Genomic DNA, 24,054 nt, shown 5'->3' with positions numbered 1-24,054 from the left:
AGCATGAATCTCTGGAGGATGGTCCGGTCGCTCGTCTGGGGTGCCGTCCTGGTGCTCGTCGCGACTGCCTGTTCCGGGCACGGCGAGCCGGACGGGCACACCGGGACGGCGTCGGTGCGGCCGCTGACCGGGACGCAGCTCGTGATAGCGACCGGCGTGGACGTCACGGGCAAGAACGGAATCCGCAAGCGCCTGGTCGACGCGTGGAACGAACTCCAGGAGAAGGAGAACTCGCCCTACCGTGCCCGTGCCGTCGTCCTGCCCGGCTCGGCGGATCTGCAACGGAGCCAGTTGCTGGCGGCGCTGCAGTCGGGGAGTGCCGGCTACGACGTCGTGAACCTGGACGTCACCTGGGTCGCGGAGTTCGCCGCGGCCGGACTGATCCGGGAACTGCCCACGGACTACGCCGACGACGGTGACGTCATCGGCAAGGTGGCCGCCACGGCCCGCTGGAAGGGAAAGGTCTATGCCGCGCCCTACAACAGCGATGTCGGCCTGCTGTACTACCGCCGTGACTACCTGGTCGGCGGCGCGGGGATCGACCGGAAGAGGCTCGATGCGCTCGCGGGCGAGCACGCGACGTGGGACGACGTGGCGTCGCTGATGGACGCGGTGGACGCATGGGCACGTGCCGACAAGTCCGACAAGTCGAAGGACTACCGCAGCGCCTGGACGAGTCAGCTCGGCGCCTACGAAGGGCTCACCGTCAACGGCACCGAAGCCTTCGCATCGGCGGGGGTGCGCCTGACCGGCGAGGACGGCCGCTATTCCGCCTCGCCGAAGGAGCTGGAGAAGGGAGTGGCGGAGTTCCGCCGCCGGACCGGGAGCCCGCACACGCTCGAGGGGGCCTTCGAGTCGGACGAGGCCGGCACTCTCAAGGACTTCGCGGAGGGCCGGACCGCCTTTCTCCGCCACTGGCCCTACGCGTACCGGACCCTTCACGCGGCCCTGGGCGACGACAAGTTCGGCGTCGCTCCCCTGCCCGGCGCCGCTGCGCTGGGCGGCCAGGACCTCGCGGTGTCCGCCAGCCCGGCCATGCCGGAGGAGCGGGTGCGGAAGGCCCGGGAGCTGGTCAGGTTCCTCACCGACAGGACCAGCGAGCGCTGTCTGCTGGACGCCGGCTTCGCGGCGACCCGCAAGTCCGCCTACACGGATTCGGGCGTGTCGTGCGACGACCGCCGCGCCGCGCCCGGTGCGGCCGGTCCGTCGGAGGGCAGCGGCGCCGACATGCCGCGCGACAAGGACCGGCGTCCGCTGTACGCCCAGGGCACGCTCCTGCCGGCTCTGGAGGCGGCGGCGCTGCGCCCGCGCACGCCGCTGTACGGGGCGTTCACCCACGCGTTCACCACGGAGCTGAGCAGGCTGCACAGCTCGCCGAAGGCCAGGTCGGCATCCGACGAGGACGTCGCCGAGGAGCTGGACGCGGCGCTCCGCAAGGTCCTGCCGAGCGGCTGAGGGCGAGCGGCCGAGGACGAACGGCCGGGGAGGGGTTCAGGAATCGCGGGTGATCGCCAGGACCGCCATGTCGTCGTCGCGCGGACCGCCGGTCCACTGCTCCACGTCGGCCACCAGGGTCTCGATCACCTCGTCCGGCCCGCGGAAGGGACCCAGGCCGGAGAGGCGGGCGGCGGGTTCGTAGAAGGCCCCGGAGCGGTTCCGGGCCTCCGTCACGCCGTCGGTGACCAGCAACAGGGTGGCGCCGGCCGGGAACGGCCAGGTCGAGGTGTCCGCCTGGGCCGCGCCCAGGCCGCTCATCGCCAGCGGGAGCCCCGGCTCTCCCGGATCCAGCGCCGACACCGCACCGCCTTCCAGGAGATACGGCGCGGGATGGCCGCAGTTCAGCAGCGAGACGTGGTCCGCGTCCGGCGGGATCTCACCGAGCAGGGCCGTGACGAACCCTTCCATCCGGACGTCCTCCTCGCGCCGCGCGGCCTCCTTCAGCAGTGCGCGCTCCAGGTGTTCGGCGAGCACCGGCAGGTCGGGGGCCTGCTCCGCGGCCTCGCGGAACGTGCCGAGCAGCACGGAGACCACGCCGACGGCGCCCAGGCCCTTGCCGCGTACGTCAGCGATCATCAGCCTGGTGCCGTGCCGCGTGTCGTGCACGGCGTAGGCGTCCCCGCCGATCAGCGCCTCGATCTGCGCGGCCTTGTAGACGGCGGCAACGGCCAGGGGGCCGAGCCGGGCCGGCGGCGCCGGCAGCACGGCGCGCTGGGCGACCTCCGCGACGGAGCGCATCGTTTCCAGGTGCCGGCCGTGGCGGGCGATCACCCTGTTCACGCCGACGCCGACGAGCGCCGCGAGCACCGCATTGGTCAGTTCGAGTGTGCCGACGACATGGCCGAAGTAGCCGTCCTTGACCGCCAGCGCCAGCTCGACGAGGACGACGGCCGCTCCCGTCGCGACGGTGTGCGGCAGCGGGAGCAGGGCCCCTGCCACCACGACGGAGGCGGCCAGCGTCGGATCGCCCCAGTACTGGTCGGGCGAGAAGACGTTCCAGAGGGTCCCGGCCACGATCAGTGCGGCGGGGGCGAACGAGGCGTACCGGGGCCACCGCGTGACGAGTGGGTCCATCCGTACCCCGCTCTCACATTCGACCGATCCGTACCGGATGCCGATCCTATGCATCCCCTGCGCGGAGCGGCGGGATCGCATCGCCAGCGGCGATCGCCGGATACGCACCCATACGGACGCCGCACGGCTGGCAGCCGTGATCCGGTCCGGGGATGCTGGACCGTGGTGTTCGGCACGGACGAGCGGGAGCGGGCAGGTGAAGGCACCGAGCGCAGGGCCGGCCACCGTGGTGCGCTGGCTCCTGGGCCACCTCCAGCTGGTGCCCCTGCTGATCCTGGCCGCGGGCGTCGTCATCGACCTGAACACTCCTCCGCACTTCAGCGCGGAGGCCTTCTACACGGCGGCGCCGATGACGGCCGCGGCGCTGCTGTCGCCGCGCGCGACGATCCTGGCGGGCATCGGCGCCTGTGCGGCCGATGCCGCGCTGCTCGCCCACTTCGGCTTCATCGGGGACCCCGGTGGGCTGAGCGAGCTGGCGGCGGTCGCGACCGTCTCGGCCTTCGCCGTCGTCGTCAACCGGCTCATGCACTACAGGGACGTGCGGCTCCAGTCCGCTCGCGAGGTCGCCCTCGCCGTGCAGCGCGCGGTGCTGCCGCACCCGCCGGAGTCCCTCGGCGCCCTGCGCATCGCCGTGCGCTACCGGTCCGCGGTCAGGGAGGCGCAGATCGGGGGCGATCTGTACGGCGTGCAGGACACTCCGTACGGCGTGCGCTGCCTGGTCGGCGACGTGCGGGGCAAGGGCATGGAGGCGGTCAAGGCGGTGGACGTGGCGCTGGGGGTGTTCCGGGAGGCGGCCGAGGAGGAGCCCGCGCTCGCCGCCGTCGCCGAGCGGCTCGACCGGGGGCTGGTGCGGGAAGCCGAGCGACGGGAGGGGCTCGAGCGGGCCGAGGGGTTCGTCACCGGCGTGCTGGCCGAGATCCCGCACGCGGGCGACGAGTTGCGGCTGGTCAACCGCGGCCACCCGGCACCCCTGCTGCTGCGGAACGGTGAGGTGCGCAGCGCGGAGCCGTCCGAGCCGGCTCTACCGCTGTGCCTGGCGGAACTCGGCCCCGGCAGGGACGTGGCCGACACGGTGCCGTTTCCTGCGGGGGCGACTCTCCTGCTGTACACCGACGGCCTCACCGAGGCCAAGGACCGTGCGGGTGCCTTCTTCGACCCTGTCGCGGCGCTGACCGGCCGTGTCTTCGCGGGTCCGGACGAGCTGCTCGACGCCCTTCTGGCCGATGTCGGCCATCACACCGGCGGCCGGATCACCGATGACATGGCGTTGCTGGCGATCACTCGGGACGCCGTCGACCAGGTGTAGGCGCCGGGGTCGAAGCTGTGCAGGCGTGTGACGAGGCGGCGGGTGGACCAGGGCCAGCAGAAGGTGTTCACGCCGGGGACGCCGAAGTAGTAGCCGGAGCAGTCGGCGGAGTTGTAGACGGTGGTCCGCAGGGCCCGGTGCAGGGCCGTGTGATGGGCTTGTTCGGCCTCGGGCCGTACGTCCATCGCGGTGTGCCCGTGGGTGCGCAGGTGGGTGAGGGCCGTGGTGACGTAGCGGAGCTGGGCTTCGAGGACGGTGGGGACCGCGGTGGTGCCGGTGAGCAGGTTCGGCCCGATGAGGAGGAAGAGGTTGGGGAATCCGCTGACGCTGGTGCCCAGGTAGGCGCGGCGGCTGCCGGCCCAGGTCCGGGCGAGTGCGGTGCCGTGCGTGCCGTGCAGGCGGGGGGCCAGGGGCAGGTCGCCGATGTGGAATCCGGTGGCGAGGATGACGACGTCGGCGGGGACGCGGGTGCCGTCGGCGCCGAGGACGTCCCGGCCGTGCACGGCGGTCGCCCGGGTGGGGTGGAGGTGGACGTTGGGCCGGGTCAGGGCCGGGTAGTAGGTGTCGGAGGCGATCAGGCGGCGGGCACCGAGGCGGTAGCGGGGGGTCAGGGCCTGCCTGAGGGCCGGGTCGGGCACGGAGTTGCGCAGGTGACGGCGGGCTGCGGCTTCGAGGGGCGGCAGCAGGCGGGGGTGGCGCAGCGGCACGCCGACGGCTTCCTGTGTCCAGTGGTGCAGGCCGCGCAGCGCGCGGCGCGCGGCCGGGTGGCGGCCGAGGAAGCGGTGGACGGCCGGGGGGAGCGCGTAGTCCGGTTTCGGGAGCACCCACTGGGGGGTGCTCTGGAAGACGTCCACGCGGGCTGCGCGGGGCTGGATCTCGGGCAGGAACTGGACCGTGGAGGCTCCGGTGCCCACCACGGCGACGCGGCGTCCCGTCAGATCGGTGTCGTGGCGCCAGCGGGCGGAGTGGAAGACCGTGCCGGGGAAGCCGTCCAGCCCGGGGATGTCGGGGTAGCGGGGCCGGTGCCAGGGGCCCGTGGCCACGAGGACCGCCCGGGCCGTGCGGGGGCCCGCGGTGGTGTGCAGGGTCCAGCGGTGCGCGTCCGGGTCCCAGCGGCCGGCCAGGACGTCCGTGCCGTAGCGGATCAGCTTGTCCACGCCGTGGTTCGCCGCGGTGGTCTCCAGATAGCCCAGGATCTCGGGCTGGGCGGCGAAGCACCTGCTCCAGGGGTGGGGGGCGAAGGAGTACTCGTACAGCACGGACGGTACGTCGCAGCCGCACCCCGGATAGGTGTTGTCGCGCCACGTGCCGCCGAGCCGGTCGGACTTCTCCAGCACGACGACGTCCTCGATGCCGGCTCGGCGCAGGGCTATCGCGGCGGCCACTCCGGAGAGGCCGGCCCCGATGACGAGGACCTCCGCCTCGCCGCGCCTGTTCCCGACGGATCCGTCGGCCATGGCCTCGTCCCCCTTGTCCCCCTCGACTGCCGTGCGCACCCCGGCACCGGTGCGGGAAGGGCGCGTGCGACCGGTCACACCAAGGCGAGGGAGCCTACCGGCGGGTGATACCGAAATGAGAGGTGTGACGAAAACATGACTCATACGAGTGATTTTTCCTGGATCGGAGATATCCGGTGCTCCGGCCTGTGATTGGCTCCCGGGTATGACCCTGGGGGCGGAGCTTCCGGAACCTCGCAGCCGACACCGTGCCGCCGGCGAGCAGGAACCCGGCCTCCCCTACCCAAGCGGCTGGTTCTGCCTCGCCCATTCCCGCGAACTCGCCCCCGGCACCGTCCTGACCCGCCGTCTCGCGGACGAGGACGTCGTCCTCTACCGCACCCGCGACGGACGGCCGTACGCGGTGCGCCCTTACTGCCCGCACCTCGGAGCCCACCTCGGCACCGGTGGCACCGTCGAGGAGGGGAACCTGGTGTGCCCCTTCCACCGCTTCGCCTTCGCCCCCGACGGCGCCTGCGTCGGCACCCCCGGCAGCCCGCCGCCGCGCGCCCGGCTGGAGCACCACACGCTGTGCGAGCGCAGCGGCTTCGTCTTCGTCTGGCGCGGGCACGACGGCGCCCCGCCCACGTGGGAAGTCCCCGACACCTCCCCGGCAGTGCTCGCACCGACGGCCGCCTGGAGCACCGAAGTCCACGCGCCCGCCCAGGAACTCGCCGAGAACTCGCTCGACTACCGGCACCTGCCGGTCGTGCACCACGTCGCGCTGGAGGAACTCGACCCGCCCCACGCCCAAGGCCCCTATCTGCGCACACGGCTCAGGCTCGGGCCGACCCGCCCTGCGGTGCTGAGGAAGATCCGGGCCGACCACTCGCTCCTGCTGGCGGGGGTGGGCTGTCTGCGGGTCGACCTGCCGCTGCCCCCGCTCGGCTGCGTCGTCCACCTGTGGGCCATGCACACACCGACCGGCCCCCGGCGCACACGCCTGCTCCTCGCGGCCGCCTGCACGGACAGCCGGCGGTCGCGGACGGCCGGGACGGCACTCCTGCGACATCCCGTGCACCGCGCCCTGGCCCGCGGAATGCTGCACGCCGCTGTCGCCAAGGTCCGGGACGACGTGCGGATCTGGAACGCCAAGCGCTACGAGCCCCGCCCCCGGCTCGCCGCGGGCGACGAGGCCATCGGCCTCTACCGGCACTGGGTCCGCCAGTTCCATCCGGCCTCGTGAGGGGCCGGCCCGCGCAGGACCTGGCCGGCTAGTCCTCGACCGGCAGCCCCCGCGGCTCCTTGATCCGCTTCATGACGATCTGCGAGTTCACCTCGGTGATACCGGAGAGCGTGGTGAGGCGCTCGATCCACAGCCGCTCGTAGGCGGTGATGTCAGCGACGGCGATGCGCAGCAGGCAGCCGGGGCTGCCGAAGAGGCGGTACGCCTCGATCACGTCGGGGATGTCCTCGAGGGCCGCCTCGAAGGCCTCGACCGCCTCCCGGTCGCGCTTGACCTCGACCGAGACGAGGACCTCGAAGCTGCGTCCGACGGCTTCCGGGTTGATGATCGCCCGGTAGCCCTGGATGACGCCGTCCTGTTCGAGCTGGCGGACGCGGCGCATGCAGGGCGAGGACGTGAGGCCGACCCGCTGGGCGAGTTCCTGGATGGTCAGCCGGCCGTCGCTCTGAAGCTCGCGCAAGATATTTCTGTCGATCTGGTCCACGGCGCAATTATCCTCCAGGGCTTTCGGGAGAGTGCGCCTGAATTGGCGATCAAATTGCGCGCGTTTCGTCCTATTGTTGCCCCCGGCCCGGCCGCCTGCGAACTGACGTACGAGGACACGGTCGGCGCCGATCACCCGGACGAAGCGGCAAGAGGAGCGAGCACACGTGGGACAGGTCGTCGTCATCAGCACCGGCGGGACGATCGCCAGCCGCTGGCAGGGGTCCGGATTCGCCGCCGAGGCCCGGGGCGGGGACGTCCTGGCCACGGCCGTCGTGCCCGAGGGCGTGACCGTGCGGGTGGTCGACCTGATGAGCGTGAACAGCGCCCGGCTCACCACCGCCCACCAGCTGACGCTCCTGCGCACCGTGCGCGAGGTGCTGGCCGACCCCGCCGTCGACGGGATCGTCGTCACGCACGGCACGGACACGTTGGAGGAGTCCGCCTTCCTGCTGGACCTCCATCACGACGACCCCCGCCCGGTGGTCTTCACCGGCGCCCAGCGCCCCCTCGAGGCGCCGGACGGCGACGGGCCGCGCAACCTCCACGACGCGCTGCTGACGGCGGCCTCGGTGCGCGACCTCGGCGTCCTGGTGGTCTTCGACGGGCAGGTGCACGCCGCGCGCGGCACGGTGAAGGTGCAGACGCTGGCCGCCGACGCGTTCGCCGACCCCTCCGGCAGCCGGGTCGCGGACGTGACGGCCGACGGCATCGTCGTCCACCGCCGGCCCGAGCGCCCGGCGCCGCTCGCCCTGCCGCCGGCCGTCGAGCCGCTGCCCCGGGTCGACGTCGTCATGCACCACTGCGACGGGGACCCGCTGCTCTTCAACGCCGCCGTCGAGGCGGGCGCCCAGGGCATCGTCCTGGTCGCCACGGGAGCGGGCAATGCCACCCCCGAGATCAGTGCCGCCGTCGGGGCGGCGGTCTCCCGCGGCGTCCTCGTCGCCGTGACCACGCGCGTGCCCTCCGGGCCGGTCGCGGAGATCTACACCCATGGCGGGGCCGTGGACCTCGCGGCCGCCGGAGCGGTGCTGACCGGCACCCTCCGCGCCGGCCAGGCGCGGATCGCCGTGCTCTCCGCGGTCCTCGCCACCACCGACCCGGCCGAGCGCGCCCGCGCACTCCGCCATGCCCTCGGCGGCGTCGTGCCCACCACGGTCGCCACGCCGGCCGCAGCGGCCTGACGTTCCTCCCCCTCCCCCACCCCGTCTTTTCCCCCCCACGCACCTGATCGGACCCTCCATGCCGGCTTCCGTTCCCAGCCCCTCCACCCCTGCGCAGGTGCGCAGCGAGCACGACCTCCTCGGCGACAGGGACGTGCCCGCGGCCGCGTACTACGGCGTCCACACCCTGCGGGCCGTGGAGAACTTCCCCATCACCGGCACGCCGATCTCCGCCTACCCCGACCTCGTCGTCGCCCTGGCCTCGGTCAAGCAGGCCGCCGCCCTGGCCAACCGGGACCTGGGGCTGCTGGACGAGCGCAAGGCGGACGCCGTCGTGCGGGCCTGCGAGGAGATCCGCGCCGGGCGGTTGCACGACCAGTTCGTCGTGGACGTCATCCAGGGCGGCGCCGGCACCTCCACCAACATGAACGCCAACGAGGTCGTCGCCAACCGGGCGCTGGAACTCCTCGGCCACGGCAAGGGCGAGTACCGCCACCTCCACCCGCTGGAGGACGTCAACGCCGGGCAGAGCACCAACGACGTCTACCCGACCGCCGTCAGGCTCTCCCTCCAGCTCGCCGCCGGCCGCCTGCTGGAGGCCATGGAGGTGCTGCGCGAGGCCTTCGCCGCCAAGGCCGAGGAGTTCGCGGACGTGCTGAAGATGGGCCGTACGCAGCTCCAGGACGCGGTGCCCATGACGCTCGGCCAGGAGTTCGCGGCCTACGCCGTGATGCTGGGCGAGGACCAGGCGCGCCTGCGCGAGGCGTGCGCGCTGCTGAGCGAGATCAACCTCGGCGGCACGGCCATCGGCACCGGCCTCAACGCCCACCCGCAGTACCCCCGGACGGCCTGCGCCCACCTGAGCGCGATCAGCGGCGTCCCGCTCTCCGTCGCCGGCGACCTCGTCGAGGCCACCCAGGACATGGGCGCGTTCGTCCAGCTCTCCGGCGTGCTCAAGCGGATCGCCGTCAAGCTCTCCAAGACCTGCAACGACCTGCGGCTGCTCTCCTGCGGTCCGCGCGCCGGCCTCGCCGAGATCAACCTGCCTCCGGTGCAGGCGGGTTCGAGCATCATGCCGGGCAAGGTCAACCCGGTGATCCCCGAGGTGGTCAACCAGATCGCCTTCGAGGTCGTCGGCAACGACGTGACCGTCACCATGGCCGCCGAGTCCGGCCAGCTCCAGCTCAACGCCTTCGAACCGGTCATCGCGCACAGCCTGCTCAAGAGCCTCACCCACCTGCGGGCCGGCTGCCTGACCCTCGCCGGGCGCTGCGTCAGCGGCATCACCGCCAACCGAGAGCACCTGGCACAGCTCGTCGGGCAGTCCATCGGGCTGGCCACCGCGCTCAACCCGCACATCGGGTACGAGCAGGCCACCGCCGTCGCCCAGGAGGCGCTGACCACTGGTGCCTCGGTCTACGACCTGGTGCTGGCCAAGGGCCTCCTCACCCCGGAGCGGCTGCAGGAGATCCTCCACCCGGACAACCTCGCCCGCCCGCACGCACAGGCCGCCGCGACCAGCGCGTCCTGATCTCCCTCCCCCCCGCACACGCACAAGTACCAAAAGGAAGAACCCCCCGATGGCAACGGCGCCCAGTGTCTCGTACTCGATGACCGTCCGACTGGAGGTCCCCGCAGGCGGGACCGCGGTCAGCCAGCTCACCACGGCCGTGGAGTCCTCCGGCGGCTCGGTGACCGGCCTGGACGTCACCGCCTCCGGCCACGAGAAGCTGCGCATCGACGTGACCGTCGCCGCCACCTCCACCTCGCACGCCGACGAGATCGTCGACAAGCTGCGCAGCATCGAGGGCGTGGTGCTGGGGAAGGTCTCGGACCGTACGTTCCTGATGCATCTGGGCGGCAAGATCGAGATGGCGTCCAAGCACCCCATCCGCAACCGTGACGACCTGTCCATGGTCTACACCCCCGGTGTGGCCCGGGTGTGCATGGCGATCGCGGAGAACCCCGAGGACGCGCGCCGTCTGACCATCAAGCGCAACTCCGTCGCGGTGGTCACGGACGGCTCGGCGGTGCTGGGCCTGGGCAACATCGGCCCGAAGGCCGCGCTGCCGGTCATGGAGGGCAAGGCCGCGCTCTTCAAGCGGTTCGCGGGCATCGACGCCTGGCCGATCTGCCTGGACACCCAGGACTCCGACGCCATCGTGGAGATCGTCAAGGCCATCGCCCCGGGCTTTGCGGGCATCAACCTCGAGGACATCTCCGCCCCGCGCTGCTTCGAGATCGAGGCCCGCCTGCGCGAGGCCCTGGACATCCCCGTCTTCCACGACGACCAGCACGGCACCGCCATCGTCGTCCTGGCCGCCCTCACCAACGCGCTGCGCGTGGTGAACAAGAACATCGGCGACGTACGGGTCGTCATGTCCGGCGCGGGCGCCGCCGGTACGGCCATCCTCAAGCTGCTGATGGCCGCGGGTGTCGGGCACGCGGTCGTCGCCGACATCCACGGCGTTGTCCACGCCGGCCGCAAGGACCTGGTGGACGCGGGCCCGGAGTCGGCGCTGCGGTGGATCGCGGACAACACCAACCCCGAGGGCATCACCGGCACGCTCAAGGAGGCCGTGCGCGGGGCGGACGTCTTCATCGGCGTCTCGGCCCCCAACGTCCTCGACGGCGACGACGTGGCCGCCATGGCGGGGGACGCGATCGTCTTCGCGCTGGCCAACCCCGACCCCGAGGTCGACCCGGCCATCGCCCGCCAGACCGCCGCGGTGGTGGCCACCGGCCGCTCGGACTTCCCGAACCAGATCAACAACGTGCTGGTCTTCCCCGGCGTCTTCCGCGGCCTGCTCGACGCCCAGTCCCGCACCGTGAACACCGACATGATGCTCGCCGCCGCCCGCGCCCTCGCCGACGTCGTCGCCGAGGACGAGCTCAACGCGAACTACATCATCCCCAGCGTCTTCAATGCGAAGGCGACGGAGGCCGTGGCCTCCGCGGTGAAGCGGGCCGCACTGGCGCTCCGTCACACCGACTGATCCCGCCGGGGCGAGGGTGAGTGCCGGACGGCTCAGGCGGCCTCCGGCACCGCCTTGAGCGCTGCTGAACAGCATCAATTACCCAGCTGCGCCACCGTGGCCGTCGTCAGCTCGGTGGCCAGCACGCTGTTCTCCAGCGGCAGCAGGCGGTGCGCCTTGCACCGCTGCGTCGGCAGCGCCGCGTACTTCTCCCCGACGATCCGCGTCCACGACGCGTCGAACCGCACCCGGATGATCAGGTCCTGCGCGGCGTCGGAGACGATCGACGACCCCAGCAGCCACAGGCCGTGCTCCCGCCCGCGCGCCGCGCCCGGCGGGTCGAAGGCCAGGTGCAGCAGCCACGCCGAACGTCCCTGCGGGCTGCGCAGCCGGTGCCAGACGATCCGTCCGTCCCCGTCGATCCGGCCGAACGTGCCGGTGCCCGCCTCCGCCGAGCCGAGGAGCACCACCCAGACCCCGCCCGGACCGCTCACCAGCCCGACCGGCGTACTGCCCTGCTCCGCCGGGACCGGGATCTGCGACGTACGCCCGCTCTGCGGGTCGATCCGCAGCAGCGAACTCGCGCCGTCCTGGCTGACGTAGAAGTCGCCGCTCGCCGGGTGGCGTGCGGCGAAGATGGGATGGGGCCTCGCCGCGAAGAGCCGGTGGCGCGCCGGACGCGTGTGGTCCAGCGCCAGGACCTGGTCGCTCCCCTTCAGCGTCACCCACAGCACGTCGCCGTACTCATTGACGTAGTGCGGCCCTCGGCCACCGCCCGGAATGCCGATCTCCCGCTCGATGCGCGGCGCCGCATCCGGCGTGTCCGCCCGCGGGTCCACCAGCAACAGCCGGTTCCCGCCCTCGTGTGTGGCCCAGATCCGCCCGGGATGGCGCGACGAGACCGCCAGCCCGTGCAGCATCGCGTCCGACGGCCCCAGCGCGAACGCCCCGGCACCCGTCACCTGCTCGGTGCGCGGGTCCAGGGTCAGTTTCACCAGACGGCTGTTGGACATCTGGGACACCAACACCACCGGCCTGCCCGGCATTTTGACGATCTCGTGCGTCTCCTCGGCGAACGGCAGCCCGTACTCCACCACCGACCGCCGGGGCGGCGCCCCCGCTCCTCTCCGCCCCGGCCCGGCCGCCGCCGCTCTCCCCGGCGCTCCGAACAGCGCCCCGGCAGCGGTCAGGCTGCCCAGCGAAAACAGCCGGCTCTGGAACGTACGGCGGTCCAACCGGTCCTCCCGGGACTCGTACGGCTTCTCGGCGACGGGTCCATGAAAGCGGTATTGACCGACTATCCGATGGTGGATTTGCTGCATTCATCCTTGTGGGCGATGGATTGTCGTCACTGCCGGTGCGACGAGCAAGGGGCAGTCCGTGCCGTGGATCAGGGTGCCGATGGCCGATCCGAGCAGCGCGTCCGTCACTCTGCCCCGCTTGTGCGAGCCGACCACCAGGCAGCGTGCGCGGCGGGCCGCCGAGGCGAGCATCGCCGCGGAATCGCCGGTGAGCACTTCCTGACGGACCTCGACGCCCGGGTACCGGTCGCGGCGTCCCGCCAGCAACTCCGCCATATCCACCCGGGCTTCCTCCAGGACGTCGCTCCGTCCCGCGTCCCGGGGCTTGCGCACCTCGATCGCGACGAGGCCGATGCCGCGCAGGGACGCCTCCTCGAAGGCCAGGTCGACGGCGGCGCCCGCCGATGGCGAGCCGTCCGCTTCCACCACCACCGGGGCATCGGCCGGCACGCCGGAGGGAGGCTCCCGCACGAGCACGACCGGGCAGGGAACGTGGCCGATCAAGGCGTCGGCCTCGTCCCGGGGAGCGAACAACGAGGACGCTCCGGCATACCGCGGCGTGCCCAGCACGACGAGGCTCGCGGCCCCGGCCGCTTCGCGCAGCACGCGTGCCGGCCGTCCGGAGGCCAGTTCCGTGCGTACGTCCAGCTCCCGGTGGCAGCGCAGGGCTTCGTCGCGCGCTTCGCGCAGCAGGGTTTCTCCCCGGGCGTGGAGGTGCGTGGCCCAGGAGTGGGCCCGGCTTCCGGGCGCCGTGCCGGGGGCTGTGCTCACCGGCCCCGCCTGGACGTGCACCAGCCGCAGGGGCATGCCCCGGAGGGCCGCCTCGTCCGCCGCCCAGCGCACGGCGTGATTGCTGAGGGGGTGGTCGGAGACCTCCGCGATCACCGACGCAGCGCTCACATCCATCCGGAGACCACCTCCGGTGTTGGCCTGACCTCCGCTTCCAGCGTGCATCCTCGGCGGCTGCCGCGCCACGGGCGCAGACCGGGGCCCGGACCGGCGCCGGAGCGCCGGTCCGGGCCCACGCGTCAGGAGGCCGTGCCGTCCAGCTCCTTCCGCACCGCACGGGCCGCCGCCACCAGGTTCTCCAGGGAGGCGCGGACCTCGGGCCAGCCGCGGGTCTTCAGGCCGCAGTCGGGGTTGACCCACAAGCGGTCGGCGGGGATCGCGGCCAGGCTCTTCCTCAGCAGGTCCGCCGCCTCGGCGGCAGTGGGGACGCGCGGGGAGTGGATGTCGTAGACGCCGGGGCCGACCTCGCGCGGGTATCCGGCGGTGGCCAGCTCGCCGGTGACCTGCATGTGCGAGCGGGCGGCTTCCAGGCTGATGACGTCGGCGTCGATGTCGTCGATGGCCGTCAGGATGTCGCCGAACTCGGCGTAGCACATGTGGGTGTGGATCTGGGTGTCCGGCCGGACGCCGCTCGTGGCGAGCCGGAAGGACTCGGTGGCCCAGGCGAGGTACGCCGCGTGGTCGGCGGCACGCAGCGGGAGGGTCTCGCGCAGGGCGGGCTCGTCCACCTGGATCACCGGTGTCCCGGCGGCCTCCAGGTCGTTCACCTCGTCGCGCAGGGCGAGGGCCACCTGCCGGGCGGTATCGGCGAGCGGCTGGTCGTCGCGGACGAAGGACCAGGCGAGCATGGTGACGGGCCCGGTGAGCATGCCCTTGACCGGGCGCTCGGTGAGCGACTGGGCGTAGCGGGTCCAGCGGACCGTCATCGGCTCGGGGCGGGAGATGTCGCCGGCGAGGATCGGCGGGCGGACGTAGCGGGTGCCGTAGGACTGGACCCAGCCGTGCCGGGTGGCCAGGTAGCCGGCGAGCTGCTCGGCGAAGTACTGCACCATGTCGTTGCGCTCGGGCTCGCCGTGCACCAGCACGTCGATGCCGGTCTTCTCCTGGAAGGCGATGACCTCGCCGATCTCCGCCTCGATGCGCTTCTCGTAGGCCTGGGTGCCGATGCGTCCGGCGCGCAGGTCGGCGCGCGCCGTGCGCAGCTCGGTCGTCTGGGGGAAGGAGCCGATCGTGGTGGTGGGCAGCGGCGGGAGCCCCAGGTGGGCGCGCTGGGCCGCCGCGCGCTCGGCGTAGGGCCGGGAGCGGTGTGCGTCGGCGTCGGTGACGGCGGAGGTGCGGGCGCGTACCGCCGGGTCCCGGGTGATGGCCGAGCCCGCGCGGGAGGCGAGGTCGGCGCGGTTGGCGGCGAGTTCGGCGGCGATGGCACCGGTGCCGTGCGCGAGCCCCTTGGCGAGGGTGACGGCCTCGTGGGCCTTCTGGCGGGCGAAGGAGAGCCAGCGGGCGATCTGTCCGTCGATCTCGCGCTCGGCCGTGGCGTCCAGGGGGACGTGCAGCAGGGAGCAGGAGGCGGCGACGTCGACCCGGTCGGCGAGGCCGAGGAGGGTGCCCAGGGTGGCCAGCGACTTCTCGAAGTCGTTGATCCACACGTTGCGCCCGTTGACCACGCCGGCCACCAGGCGCTTGCCGGGCAGCCCGCCGACGGCCGCGAGGTCGTCGAGGTTGGCGGCCGCGGAGCGGGTGAAGTCGAGGGCGAGGCCGTCGACGGGGGCCTTGGCCAGGACGGGCAGGGCCTCGCCGAGGCGGTCGAAGTAGGAGGCGACCAGCAGTTTCGGGCGGTCGTCGAGGGTGCCCAGCTCGCGGTAGGCGCGGGCGGCGGCGTTCAGCTCGGCCGGGGTGCGGTCCTGGACCAGCGCGGGCTCGTCGAGCTGGACCCATTCGGCCCCGGCGGCCCGCAGGTCGGCCAGCACCTCCGCGTAGACGGGCAGGAGCCGGTCGAGGAGGGTCAGCGGCTCGAAGCCGGGGGCGACGCCGGGCGCGGGCTTGGCCAGCAGGAGGTAGGTGACCGGGCCGACGAGGACGGGGCGGGCGGCCAGGCCGAGGGCGAGGGCTTCCCCGAGTTCGGCGACCTGCTTGGTGGAGTCGGTGGTGAAGACGGTGTCGGGGCCGAGTTCCGGGACCAGGTAGTGGTAGTTGGTGTCGAACCACTTGGTCATCTCCAGCGGCGCCGCGTCCTGGGTGCCGCGGGCCATGGCGAAGTAGCCGTCCAGGGCGTCGGCTTCGACGGCCGCGCGGTGCCGGGCGGGGATCGCGCCGACCATGACGCTGGTGTCCAGGACGTGGTCGTAGTACGAGAAGTCGCCGGTGGGCACCTCGTGGATGCCTGCGTCGGCGAGCTGCCGCCAGTTGGTGCGGCGCAGTGCGGCGGCCGTCTCCCGGAGGGCGTCGGCGGTGACGCGGCCCTTCCAGTAGCCCTCGATCGCCTTCTTCAGCTCTCGGCCCTGGCCCTGGCGGGGGTAGCCGTGCACGGTGGCGCGTGCTGCCGCGGCTGCGGACTTGCTGGTCACGGAACTCTCCTTCGCGAGTTTCTTCCGGAACCCCGGTGCACGAGGAGGGCGCGAAGGGACGACGGGCCGGCCGGGACACCACCGTCGTGCGTGCCCGTCCGCCGTGTACGCCGACCCGCCCTCGAGGTCACCGGGATTGCCGCGCGCGAACGCTCGCACGCGGGCAGCGGCAGGTCTTCGGACTCGCGGGCACGTCTGCCGGGGCAGACACCTACTGGCCGTCGCTTCCCGGACCCGCCCGGGCCCAGTGCGTATGACGGCGGTCGTTCCCGCTCACCGCTGCGGGGCAGTCCCGGATTCCCACCGGGTTCCCTCTTGCGACGCATCCCGCCTGGCGGACGGGGCGAACCGGCTGCACCGGCCACCCTAGAGGGAGAATCCCGTTCTCGAACAGGGTTGTTCATATGTCGGTCACATACCCGCGTCACACAGGTCCTCGCCGGGGCGGAGGCACTGGGCAGCACTCAGCAGCCCCTCGACGACCTCGTCCATCCCGATGCGCTGCTCCACCCGTTCCAGGTCGGGGACGTGCGCCCGGGTGCTCACCCCGGGCGGGGCTGCGAGGAACAGCTCGCCGGGCTTGAGGAGGACGCAGTGAGCGGACGGGGGCGGACAGGGGGACCCGGGGTCCGGGGCACTGGGCTGCCAGGGCACGGAACTCTCCTTCGCGAGTCACGTCACGGGCGGCCCCGGTTCGCCACGACGGTCCGGCCCCGCCGTGGCGAACCGGCTGCGTCCCCCAGGTTGAGGGCATGCCGGGCTCTCAGGCCCCAAGCCGTTGCCGGACGAGGTGGTGGGCGTAGGCGTCAGTGGTGAAGAACGCCGGATGCCCTCCGTAGGGACGTGAACCAGGCGGGCGGGCGCTCCTAGTGGAACTGCTCCTCCTCGGTGGAGCCGGTCAGCGCGGTGGTCGAGGAGGCCGGGTTGACGGCGGTGGAGACGAGGTCGAAGTAGCCCGTGCCGACCTCCCGCTGGTGCTTGACGGCGGTGAAGCCGTGCTGCTGGGCGGCGAACTCGCGCTCCTGGAGGTCGACGTAGGCGGTCATGCCGTGCTCGGCGTAGCCGCGGGCGAGGTCGAACATGCCGTGGTTGAGGGAGTGGAAGCCGGCGAGGGTGATGAACTGGAAGCGGTAGCCCATGGCGCCCAGTTCCCGCTGGAACTTGGCTATCTGGTCGTCGTCCAGCGCGGCCTTCCAGTTGAAGGAGGGCGAGCAGTTGTAGGCCAGCATCTTGCCGGGGTACCGGTGGTGGAGCGCCTCGGCGAACTCGCGGGCCTGGGCCAGGTCGGGGGTGCCGGTCTCCACCCAGATGAGGTCGGCGTACGGGGCGTAGGCCAGGCCGCGGGCGATCACGGGCGCCATGCCGTTGCGCACCTGGTAGAAGCCCTCCGCCGTGCGCTCCCCGGTGCAGAACTGCGCGTCGGTCTCGTCCACGTCGCTGGTCAGCAGGTTGGCGGCCAGGGCGTCCGTACGGGCGACGACGAGGGTGGGCACGTCGGCGATGTCGGCGGCGAGGCGGGCGGCGTTGAGGGTGCGGATGTGCTGGGAGGTGGGGACGAGGACCTTGCCGCCGAGGTGGCCGCACTTCTTCTCGGAGGCGAGCTGGTCCTCGTAGTGGATGCCGGCCGCACCCGCGGCGATCATCGCCTTGGTCAGCTCGAAGGCGTTGAGCGGGCCGCCGAAGCCCGCCTCGGCGTCCGCGACAATGGGTGCCAGCCAGTCGGTGGTGTCACCCGCGCCCTCGGCGGTGGCGATCTGGTCGGCCCGCAGCAGCGCGTTGTTGATGCGACGCACGACCTGCGGCACCGAGTTGGCGGGATAGAGGCTCTGGTCGGGGTAGGTGTGCCCGGCCTGGTTGGCGTCGGCGGCGACCTGCCAGCCGGACAGGTAGATCGCCTGGAGGCCGGCCTTGACCATCTGCACCGCCTGCCCGCCCGTGAGCGCGCCGAGGGCGTGGATGTAGTCGCGCTCGTGCAGCTGCCGCCACAGGCGCTCGGCCCCGCGGCGGGCAAGGGTGTGCTCCTCGCGGACGCTGCCGGACAGCCGGATCACATCGTCCGCGCTGTACGTCCGCTCGATGCCCTGCCAGCGGGGGTCGGTCGCCCACCGCCGGGCGAGGTCCTCGGCGGTCGTCCGGTTGCCCGTCGCTGCCTGTGCCATGACTGTCTCCTGGGATCGGTGTGGGAGCAGTGGTCGGGGGTCCGGGGCTCCTGCCGGGCATGTGAAGGGCAGGGAATTTCCCCCGGAGTGCGGCCCGCAGTGCCATCGGTGGTGAGCGGAAGCGGAGGAATCCGGGCCTGCGGGCCGCACGACGACTCTGGCAGTGGCACTGAGTGCCATCAAGTGTGGCTCCATGCCAAGTGTTGCGAATCTTCCGGGCACGTTCTGCCAAGTCTGCGAAGACGCACGCCGGTTGGGTGGCACGAGGGCCTGCCCGTCTCCCACGAGGCGTCACCGGCCCCCGCCGCCCTCCGGCACCAGCCACGCCTGCAGACGCATCGCCGCGTACCCGAGCGCGAATGCGGCGCACACGAGGCCCGCGTCGGGCAGGGCCGGGGGCCGGGTGCCCAGCAGTTCGCGCAGGAGCGGCACGTACGCTCCTGCGATCTGCAGGGCCAGCGCGGCCGCCAGCGCCAGGAGGAGGAAGGGATTGGCCAGGGTTCCGGGCCGGGCCCGTGACCCCAGGCCCACGCCGAGCTGGGTCGCGCCCAGGACCAGGAAGACCAGCGTCTGCCAGGGGCGGCCCGTGTCGTGGGCCCAGTGCCCGACGGTCAGGGTCAGCGCCGCGATGAGGACGCCCAGCACGAGGATGCGCGCCCACAGTCCCTCCCCCAGCACGCTCTCCTCCGGTGGCCTGGGCGGCCGGTGCATCGAGTCGCCGGCGGTGGGTTCGGCACCGATCGCCACGCCCGGCAGGCCGTGGGTGAGGAGGTTGATCCACAGGATCTGGGCCGGGAGCAGCGGCAGGGGCATGCCCAGGGCCGGGCCCGTGAGCATGACCAGGATCTCCGCGCTGCCGCCCGCCAGGGCGTAGAGCAGGAAGCGCCGTACGTTGGCGTAGACCCGGCGGCCCTCTTCGACGGCGGCCACGACCGTGCCGATGTCGTCGTCGGCCAGGACGAGGTCGGCTGCCTGCCGGGCGACCTCCGTCCCGCGCCGGCCCATGGCCACCCCGATGTCCGCCCGGCGCAGTGCCGGCCCGTCGTTGACGCCGTCGCCCGTCATGGCCACCACGTGCCCGGCCCGGCGCCACGACTCGACGATGCCGACCTTCTGCTCGGGTGTCGTACGGGCGAACACGCGCACCGCCGTGGGATCCCCTGCGGTACCGCGCCGGATCCCCTCGCCGGTGACGGCCTCGTCCCGGGCGGAGGCGATGCCCAGCCGCCGGGCCACGGCTTCGGCGGTCAGCGGATGGTCCCCGGTGACGAGCACGGGAGTGATGCCCGCCGCCCGGCACGCCGTGACCGTGCCCGCGGCCGCCTCCCTCGGCGGGTCGAGGATCGCGACCAGCCCGAGCAGGGTCAGGTCCCTCTCCCGGTCGTCCGGTGCGGGCTCCGCTCTGCCGGCCGCGGCCACGGCCAGGACCCGGTATCCCTGCTGCGCCCATTGCCGCGCCCGCTCCAGCGCCCGGTCGCGGGACTCCGGGCCGCCGTCCGCCAGGAGTCCCGTGCGAAGAACGGTTTCGGGGGCGCCTTTGCAGACGACGCGAAGCTCTCCCCCGGGGCAGCGGTGCACGGTGGTCATGCGCTTGCGCTCGCTGCTGAACGGGATCTCGTCCACGCGCGGCATGCGCTCGCGCAACTCCGCGGCATTCAGGCCGAGTCGCGCCGCGGCGGTCAGCAGGGCCGCTTCCGTGGGATCGCCCAGGGCCGTCCACGTCCCGTTCCCGGCGCCGGGCGGTTGCAGAGCCGCGTCGTTGCACAGCACCGCGGCAGTCAGCAACTCCGACAGGTCCGCGGCCTGATCGGCGCCGAGCACGTGTCCGTCCCGTTCGACCCGCCCTTGGGGCACGTAGCCGATGCCGGAGACGGTGGCCTCGCCGCCGCCGGGGGTCCACAGCCGCTGCGCGGCCATCCGCCCTTCGGTGAGGGTGCCGGTCTTGTCCGTGGCCAGCACGGTGATCGAGCCCAGGGTCTCGACGGCGGGCAGTCTGCGGACGATGGCGTGGCGCCGGGCCATCCGGTGCGCGCCCAGCGCCAGGGCGAGCGTCACCACGGCCGGCAACGACTCGGGGACCGCCGCGACGACCAGGCTGATCGCCGCGACCACCATCAGCTCCACGGGCTGCCCGCGGACGATCCCGACGAGCAGCACCACGCCGGACAGCGCGACGGCGATCAGGGCGAGACCGCGGCCGAAGCGTGCCAGCCGGTGCTGGAGCGGGGTGAGGCCGGGCGGCTCGGCCATCAGGGCGGCGATCCTGCCCATGGCGCCGGCGGCCCCGGTCGCCGTCACCTCGACGCGTCCGCGCCCGCGCAGGACCGTCGTGCCCGCCGACACCGTCCCCAGGCCCGGGTCGTCCGGGGAAGGCTCCTTGGCCACCGGCACCGATTCGCCGGTCAGGGAGGACTCGTCCACCAGCAGCGTGGCCGCCTCGAAGACGCGGCCGTCGGCGGGAACGATGTCGCCCTCGCCCAGGAGGACGACGTCGCCGGGTACGACGTCCGCCGCGTTCGCCTCCTGCTCGGTTCCGTCGCGCATCACGCGTACGACCGGGGCGCTCAGCGCCCGCAGAGCTGCCACGGCCCGTTCGGCGCGGACTTCCTGGGCCACGCCGACCGCGCTGTTGGCCACGACGACGATGGCGACGATCGATGTGTCGACCAGGTCGCCGGTCGCGACGGTGAGCACCATGGCTCCCAGCAGCACCAGAATCAACGGGTCCCGCAGCTGGGCGAGAGCCCTGCGCCACACCGGCGTGGGCCGGCCGGGGCCGACGATGTTGGGACCGTGGCACGCCAGACGGCGCACTGCTTCGGCCTGGGTCAGGCCCTGGGGGTTCTGGGGTCGGTTCGCCACCGTTCGCGTCCGGTTCGCAAGCTCTGTCCTCCGCATCTTCTCCAGCGGGAGTGGTGCCCGCACTCCGGACGTGCCGGGAGGTCGTCGGCGGGAGACGGTGGCAGCGGGGGACGACGACCAAGACCGGGCTCCGCCCTCCGTCCGGCCCGCACACCGCCCGGACGGAGCAGGGCAGCCCCGTTCGGCGGAGCCCCCTCGATGCCACGCAGGCAGAGGAGACCGTGACCACACGGCTCATTGCTCCGGACGGACGGCATCCGTTCCCGAGCATGCACAGGGCGTCCGGGCGAGGGTGGGGGCACCACGGACGAGAGACCCGAGCACAGGGAGCGGACCATGGCGGTCTCCCACCGCATCACGGTCGTCGGCGTCGGCAACGAGTTCCGGCGGGACGACGGCGTGGGTCCTGCGGTCGTCGCCCGGCTGCGGGAGCGCGCTGCCCGGGGCAGCCTGCCGACCGGAGTCCGGCTGGTGTGCTGTGACGGGGAACCGGGCCGGCTGATCGGGCTGTGGGAGGGCGCGGGGATGGCTGTGGTCGTGGACGCCGCCCATGCCCACCCGGGGCGTCCGGGCCGGATCCACCGACTGGAGCTGGACGGGTACGCGGTGTCGCGGACGGGCGCGGCGAGCAGCCACGGGCTCGGCCTGGGCGAGGCGGTCGAGCTGGCACGTGCGCTCGACCGGATGCCCCGGCGCCTGGTCGTCTACGCGGTCGAAGGAGCCGACGGTTCCCTGGGCACGGGGCTGACCCCCGCGGTCGCCGCGGCGGTCGGGCCCCTCACGGAGCGGGTCGAGCAGGAGATCGCCCGCTGCCTCGCCGGGGCTCGCGGCGGGACGACGCCTCGGAGCGTACGGCTGTGAGGGTGGCGTCCGGAGGCGCTGCGGCCGCGTCGGAGGCGCCTCGCCGGATCGCCCGGGCGGTCACGGTCTCCGGCAGGGTCCAGGGCGTGGGATTCCGCCCGTTCGTCCACCGCCTGGCTACGCGGCTGGGGCTCGACGGGTGGGTCCTCAACGCCGACGGCCGTGTCGAACTGGCCGTTGCCGGGCCGTCGGCAGCGGTCCAGGACCTGGTCGAGCTGCTGCGTACGCAGGCGCCCCCGCTGGCCGACATCCAGCGCGTGGCCGTGGCGGACCTGTCCGGCGCGCCCCCGCCGCAGGGGTCGGGCTTCACCGTCCGGGCCAGTGCCGCGAGCGGCGGGCGGAAGCCCGGCGTACGCGAGATCCCGCCGGACGTCGCCGCCTGCGAAGCCTGCCTGCGCGAACTCTTCGACCCCGCCGACCGCCGTTACCGCTACCCGTTCGTCAACTGCACGGACTGCGGCCCCCGCGCCACCGTCATCGAAGACCTTCCCTACGACCGCGAGCGCACCGTCATGCGGCGCTTTCCACTGTGCGCCGCATGCGCCGCCGAATACGCCGATCCGGCTGGCCGACGCTTCCACGCCGAGCCGGTGGCATGCCCCGGCTGCGGACCCCGCCTGGCATGGGAGGACCTCACCGGCGAACCAGCGCTGCGCGCCGCGGAATCGGTCGTCGACAGCGGTGGCATCGTGGCGGTCAAGGGGCTGGGCGGCTTCCAGTTGGTGTGCGACGCCACCGACGTACAGGCCGTGGACCGGCTGCGCGCCCGCAAACAGCGGCCGGTCAAGCCGTTCGCCGTCATGACCGCCGACGACGCAGCCGCCCGGCGCCTGGCACGGCTGTCCTCCGCCGGGCTGACGGCACTGACGTCCCCGGCCGCGCCCGTGGTGCTGGCGCCGGCCTGCCGGGGCTCCGGCATCGCACCCGGCGTACACCCGGGCACCGACCGGATCGGCGTGTTCCTGCCCACCACGCCACTGCACCACCTGCTGCTGCGCGACCTCGGCAGGCCGCTGGTCGTGACCAGCGGCAACCGCTCGGGTGAACCCATCGCCGTCGACGAGCCGTCGGCCCGCGGGACGCTGGCGGGTGTGGCCGACGGCTTCCTCGTCCACGACCGGCCGATCCGGGCCCGCTACGACGACTCCGTGGTGCGCCCGGTGGGCCGTACGGTCCTGACCGTGCGCCGGGCCCGGGGTCTGGCCCCTGCCCCGCTCGCGATCCCCGTCGCGGCCGCCCGGCCGGTCGTGGCGGCCGGTGCGCAGCTGAAGCACACCTTCGCGCTCGCGGAAGGGTCCCGCGCCGTCCTCGGGCCGCACACCGGCGACCTGGAGGACGTGCCGACACTGGACGCCTTCGAAGCCGCCTGCGCCGACCTGGTCCGGCTGACCGGGATCGAACCCCGGGTCGTCGCCCACGACCTGCATCCCGGCTACCTGTCCACCCAGTGGGCGCTGGCCCGGCCCGCCGAGCGGCGGATCGCCGTGCAGCACCACCACGCGCACGTCGCCGCCTGCGCCGCCGAACACGGGCTGGACCGGCCTTTCCTCGGGGTGGCCTACGACGGGCTGGGCCTCGGCGACGACGGCACGCTGTGGGGCGGCGAGTTCCTGGTCGCCGGCCTCGCCCGCTGCCGCCGGGTGGCGCGCTTCGCCACCGCCCCCCTGCCCGGCGGGGCGGCGGCCGTGCGCAGGCCCGCCCGTATGGCCCTGGGGTATCTGTACGGGGCCGAGGCGCTCGACGGGCCGTGTGTCCCGCTCTCCCTTGCCGGATCGTTCGTCCGGCGGCTCCCCCCGGAGGAGGCCCGAGTGGTCCGGACGATGGTCGAACGGGGCGTCAACTGCCCGCGGGCGTCCAGCGCCGGGCGCCTCTTCGACGCCGCAGCCGCCCTGCTCGGCCTGTGCGACGACGCCACGTACGAAGGACAGGCGGCCGTCGCCCTGGAGACGGCGGCAGGGGACGAATGCGCCGAAGCCCTCCCCTGGCGCCTCGCGCGGGCCGACGGGCTGTGGGTGTATGACCCCGTCCCCACCTTGACCGCCCTGCTCGACCGCGCCGTGGCCGGCGAGCGGACGGGCGCGCTCGCCGCGGCTTTCCACCGCACGCTGGCCGAGGTGACCTCCGGCCTGGTCCGGCGGGTCGTGGCGGCCGGGGCGCCGTCGACCGTGTGCCTGGCGGGTGGTTGCTTCCAGAACGCCCGCCTGCTCGCGGAGACGCGATCCCTGCTCGAGGACCAGGGACTGCGGGTACTGGTGGGCAGTGCCGTGCCGGTCAACGACGGGGGAATCAGCTACGGGCAGGCGGCAGTGGCCGCGGCCCGCCTGCGGGAAGGATGACG

At 73.2% G+C, this 24,054-nt stretch carries 17 protein-coding genes and 1 riboswitch; of the genes, 8 read left to right on the top strand and 9 right to left on the bottom strand.

Translation table 11 applies throughout. The features are described from left to right. The first annotated feature begins 3 nt into the window (after positions 1-3). A complete protein-coding gene (locus AC1Z4A_RS32105) occupies positions 4-1,455 on the top strand; it encodes an extracellular solute-binding protein (protein ID WP_483683404.1) in 1,452 nt (483 codons plus the stop codon). 36 nt (positions 1,456-1,491) lie between these two features. Here the strand turns inward: AC1Z4A_RS32105 and AC1Z4A_RS32100 are convergent, their stop codons facing one another. Beyond that, entirely contained in the window at positions 1,492-2,571 is a 1,080-nt protein-coding gene (locus AC1Z4A_RS32100; RefSeq protein ID WP_483683403.1) for a PP2C family protein-serine/threonine phosphatase, read from the bottom strand. A 196-nt stretch (positions 2,572-2,767) separates the two neighbouring features. Here AC1Z4A_RS32100 and AC1Z4A_RS32095 point away from each other — a divergent pair, with 196 nt between their 5' ends. Continuing rightward, positions 2,768-3,877 (top strand): PP2C family protein-serine/threonine phosphatase, encoded by a 1,110-nt coding sequence (locus AC1Z4A_RS32095; RefSeq protein ID WP_483683402.1) that lies wholly within the window; start codon positions 2,768-2,770, stop codon positions 3,875-3,877. On the opposite strand, the gene AC1Z4A_RS32090 is transcribed toward AC1Z4A_RS32095, so the two are convergent. Then, positions 3,805-5,334 carry a flavin-containing monooxygenase gene (locus tag AC1Z4A_RS32090; RefSeq protein ID WP_483683401.1) on the bottom strand — a complete coding sequence of 510 codons (1,530 nt, stop codon included), beginning with the start codon at positions 5,332-5,334 and terminating at the stop codon, positions 3,805-3,807. The two genes, AC1Z4A_RS32095 and AC1Z4A_RS32090, sit on opposite strands and share 73 nt — an antisense overlap. 205 nt (positions 5,335-5,539) lie before the next feature. Here AC1Z4A_RS32090 and AC1Z4A_RS32085 point away from each other — a divergent pair, with 205 nt between their 5' ends. Then, a complete protein-coding gene (locus AC1Z4A_RS32085; RefSeq protein WP_483683400.1) occupies positions 5,540-6,559 on the top strand; it encodes a Rieske 2Fe-2S domain-containing protein in 1,020 nt (339 codons plus the stop codon). Positions 6,560-6,587: 28 nt separating this feature from the next. On the opposite strand, the gene AC1Z4A_RS32080 is transcribed toward AC1Z4A_RS32085, so the two are convergent. Next, entirely contained in the window at positions 6,588-7,043 is a 456-nt protein-coding gene (locus AC1Z4A_RS32080; protein ID WP_483683399.1) for an Lrp/AsnC family transcriptional regulator, read from the bottom strand. A 166-nt stretch (positions 7,044-7,209) separates the two neighbouring features. Between AC1Z4A_RS32080 and AC1Z4A_RS32075 the strand changes: the two genes are divergently transcribed. Genes AC1Z4A_RS32075 through AC1Z4A_RS32065 form a run of 3 tightly spaced genes read left to right on the top strand, consistent with a single transcriptional unit; the run spans position 7,210 to position 11,201 of the window. Further along, positions 7,210-8,226, top strand: coding sequence for an asparaginase (locus AC1Z4A_RS32075; RefSeq protein ID WP_483683398.1), 1,017 nt, complete (start codon positions 7,210-7,212; stop codon positions 8,224-8,226). 58 nt (positions 8,227-8,284) lie between these two features. Further along, positions 8,285-9,736, top strand: a complete 1,452-nt coding sequence (gene aspA, locus AC1Z4A_RS32070; RefSeq protein WP_483683397.1) for an aspartate ammonia-lyase — start codon at positions 8,285-8,287, stop codon at positions 9,734-9,736. Positions 9,737-9,785: 49 nt separating this feature from the next. Further along, the gene (locus tag AC1Z4A_RS32065) at positions 9,786-11,201 is read left to right on the top strand and encodes an NAD-dependent malic enzyme (RefSeq protein WP_483683396.1); all 1,416 of its coding nucleotides are present in this window, start codon (positions 9,786-9,788) and stop codon (positions 11,199-11,201) included. 74 nt (positions 11,202-11,275) lie between these two features. On the opposite strand, the gene AC1Z4A_RS32060 is transcribed toward AC1Z4A_RS32065, so the two are convergent. From AC1Z4A_RS32060 to AC1Z4A_RS32035, 6 genes are all read right to left on the bottom strand, one after another. Beyond that, the gene (locus tag AC1Z4A_RS32060) at positions 11,276-12,415 is read right to left on the bottom strand and encodes an NHL repeat-containing protein (protein ID WP_483683395.1); all 1,140 of its coding nucleotides are present in this window, start codon (positions 12,413-12,415) and stop codon (positions 11,276-11,278) included. Positions 12,416-12,502: 87 nt separating this feature from the next. Next, positions 12,503-13,387 (bottom strand): universal stress protein, encoded by an 885-nt coding sequence (locus AC1Z4A_RS32055; RefSeq protein ID WP_483683394.1) that lies wholly within the window; start codon positions 13,385-13,387, stop codon positions 12,503-12,505. Positions 13,388-13,509: 122 nt separating this feature from the next. Next, a complete protein-coding gene (gene metE / locus AC1Z4A_RS32050; RefSeq protein WP_483683393.1) occupies positions 13,510-15,834 on the bottom strand; it encodes a 5-methyltetrahydropteroyltriglutamate--homocysteine S-methyltransferase in 2,325 nt (774 codons plus the stop codon). Positions 15,835-16,005: 171 nt separating this feature from the next. After that, positions 16,006-16,148: riboswitch (cobalamin riboswitch) on the bottom strand. Positions 16,149-16,245: 97 nt separating this feature from the next. Then, complete coding sequence (locus AC1Z4A_RS32045) at positions 16,246-16,488, bottom strand: hypothetical protein (RefSeq protein WP_483683392.1); 243 nt, start codon at positions 16,486-16,488, stop codon at positions 16,246-16,248. Positions 16,489-16,700: 212 nt separating this feature from the next. Continuing rightward, a complete protein-coding gene (gene aceA / locus AC1Z4A_RS32040) occupies positions 16,701-17,993 on the bottom strand; it encodes an isocitrate lyase (protein WP_483683391.1) in 1,293 nt (430 codons plus the stop codon). 291 nt (positions 17,994-18,284) lie between these two features. Further along, the gene (locus AC1Z4A_RS32035; protein WP_483683390.1) at positions 18,285-20,855 is read right to left on the bottom strand and encodes a cation-translocating P-type ATPase; all 2,571 of its coding nucleotides are present in this window, start codon (positions 20,853-20,855) and stop codon (positions 18,285-18,287) included. A gap of 336 nt (positions 20,856-21,191) precedes the next feature. On the opposite strand from AC1Z4A_RS32035, the gene AC1Z4A_RS32030 reads away from it, so the two are divergent. Together AC1Z4A_RS32030 and hypF are read left to right on the top strand one after the other, a co-directional pair. Further along, complete coding sequence (locus AC1Z4A_RS32030) at positions 21,192-21,716, top strand: hydrogenase maturation protease (RefSeq protein ID WP_483683389.1); 525 nt, start codon at positions 21,192-21,194, stop codon at positions 21,714-21,716. 2 nt (positions 21,717-21,718) lie between these two features. After that, positions 21,719-24,052 carry a carbamoyltransferase HypF gene (gene hypF / locus AC1Z4A_RS32025; protein WP_483683388.1) on the top strand — a complete coding sequence of 778 codons (2,334 nt, stop codon included), beginning with the start codon at positions 21,719-21,721 and terminating at the stop codon, positions 24,050-24,052. Positions 24,053-24,054: the final 2 nt, after the last annotated feature.

The sequence above is a fragment of the Streptomyces sp. 17_S59 genome (assembly GCF_056930295.1).
The sequence above is the reverse complement of the archived record's forward strand: the minus strand, read 5'-3'. Positions and strand labels throughout refer to the sequence as shown.

Excerpts from the sequence above, each read along its gene's own strand:
- AC1Z4A_RS32105 (WP_483683404.1), top strand. The coding sequence starts at position 4 with ATGAATCTCTGGAGGATGGTCCGGTCGCTCGTCTGGGGTGCCGTCCTG.
- aceA (WP_483683391.1), bottom strand. The coding sequence starts at position 17,993 with ATGGCACAGGCAGCGACGGGCAACCGGACGACCGCCGAGGACCTCGCC.
- AC1Z4A_RS32055 (WP_483683394.1), bottom strand. The coding sequence starts at position 13,387 with ATGGATGTGAGCGCTGCGTCGGTGATCGCGGAGGTCTCCGACCACCCC.
- AC1Z4A_RS32065 (WP_483683396.1), top strand. The coding sequence starts at position 9,786 with ATGGCAACGGCGCCCAGTGTCTCGTACTCGATGACCGTCCGACTGGAG.
- AC1Z4A_RS32090 (WP_483683401.1), bottom strand. The coding sequence starts at position 5,334 with ATGGCCGACGGATCCGTCGGGAACAGGCGCGGCGAGGCGGAGGTCCTC.
- aspA (WP_483683397.1), top strand. The coding sequence starts at position 8,285 with ATGCCGGCTTCCGTTCCCAGCCCCTCCACCCCTGCGCAGGTGCGCAGC.
- AC1Z4A_RS32100 (WP_483683403.1), bottom strand. The coding sequence starts at position 2,571 with ATGGACCCACTCGTCACGCGGTGGCCCCGGTACGCCTCGTTCGCCCCC.
- AC1Z4A_RS32085 (WP_483683400.1), top strand. The coding sequence starts at position 5,540 with ATGACCCTGGGGGCGGAGCTTCCGGAACCTCGCAGCCGACACCGTGCC.
- AC1Z4A_RS32030 (WP_483683389.1), top strand. The coding sequence starts at position 21,192 with ATGGCGGTCTCCCACCGCATCACGGTCGTCGGCGTCGGCAACGAGTTC.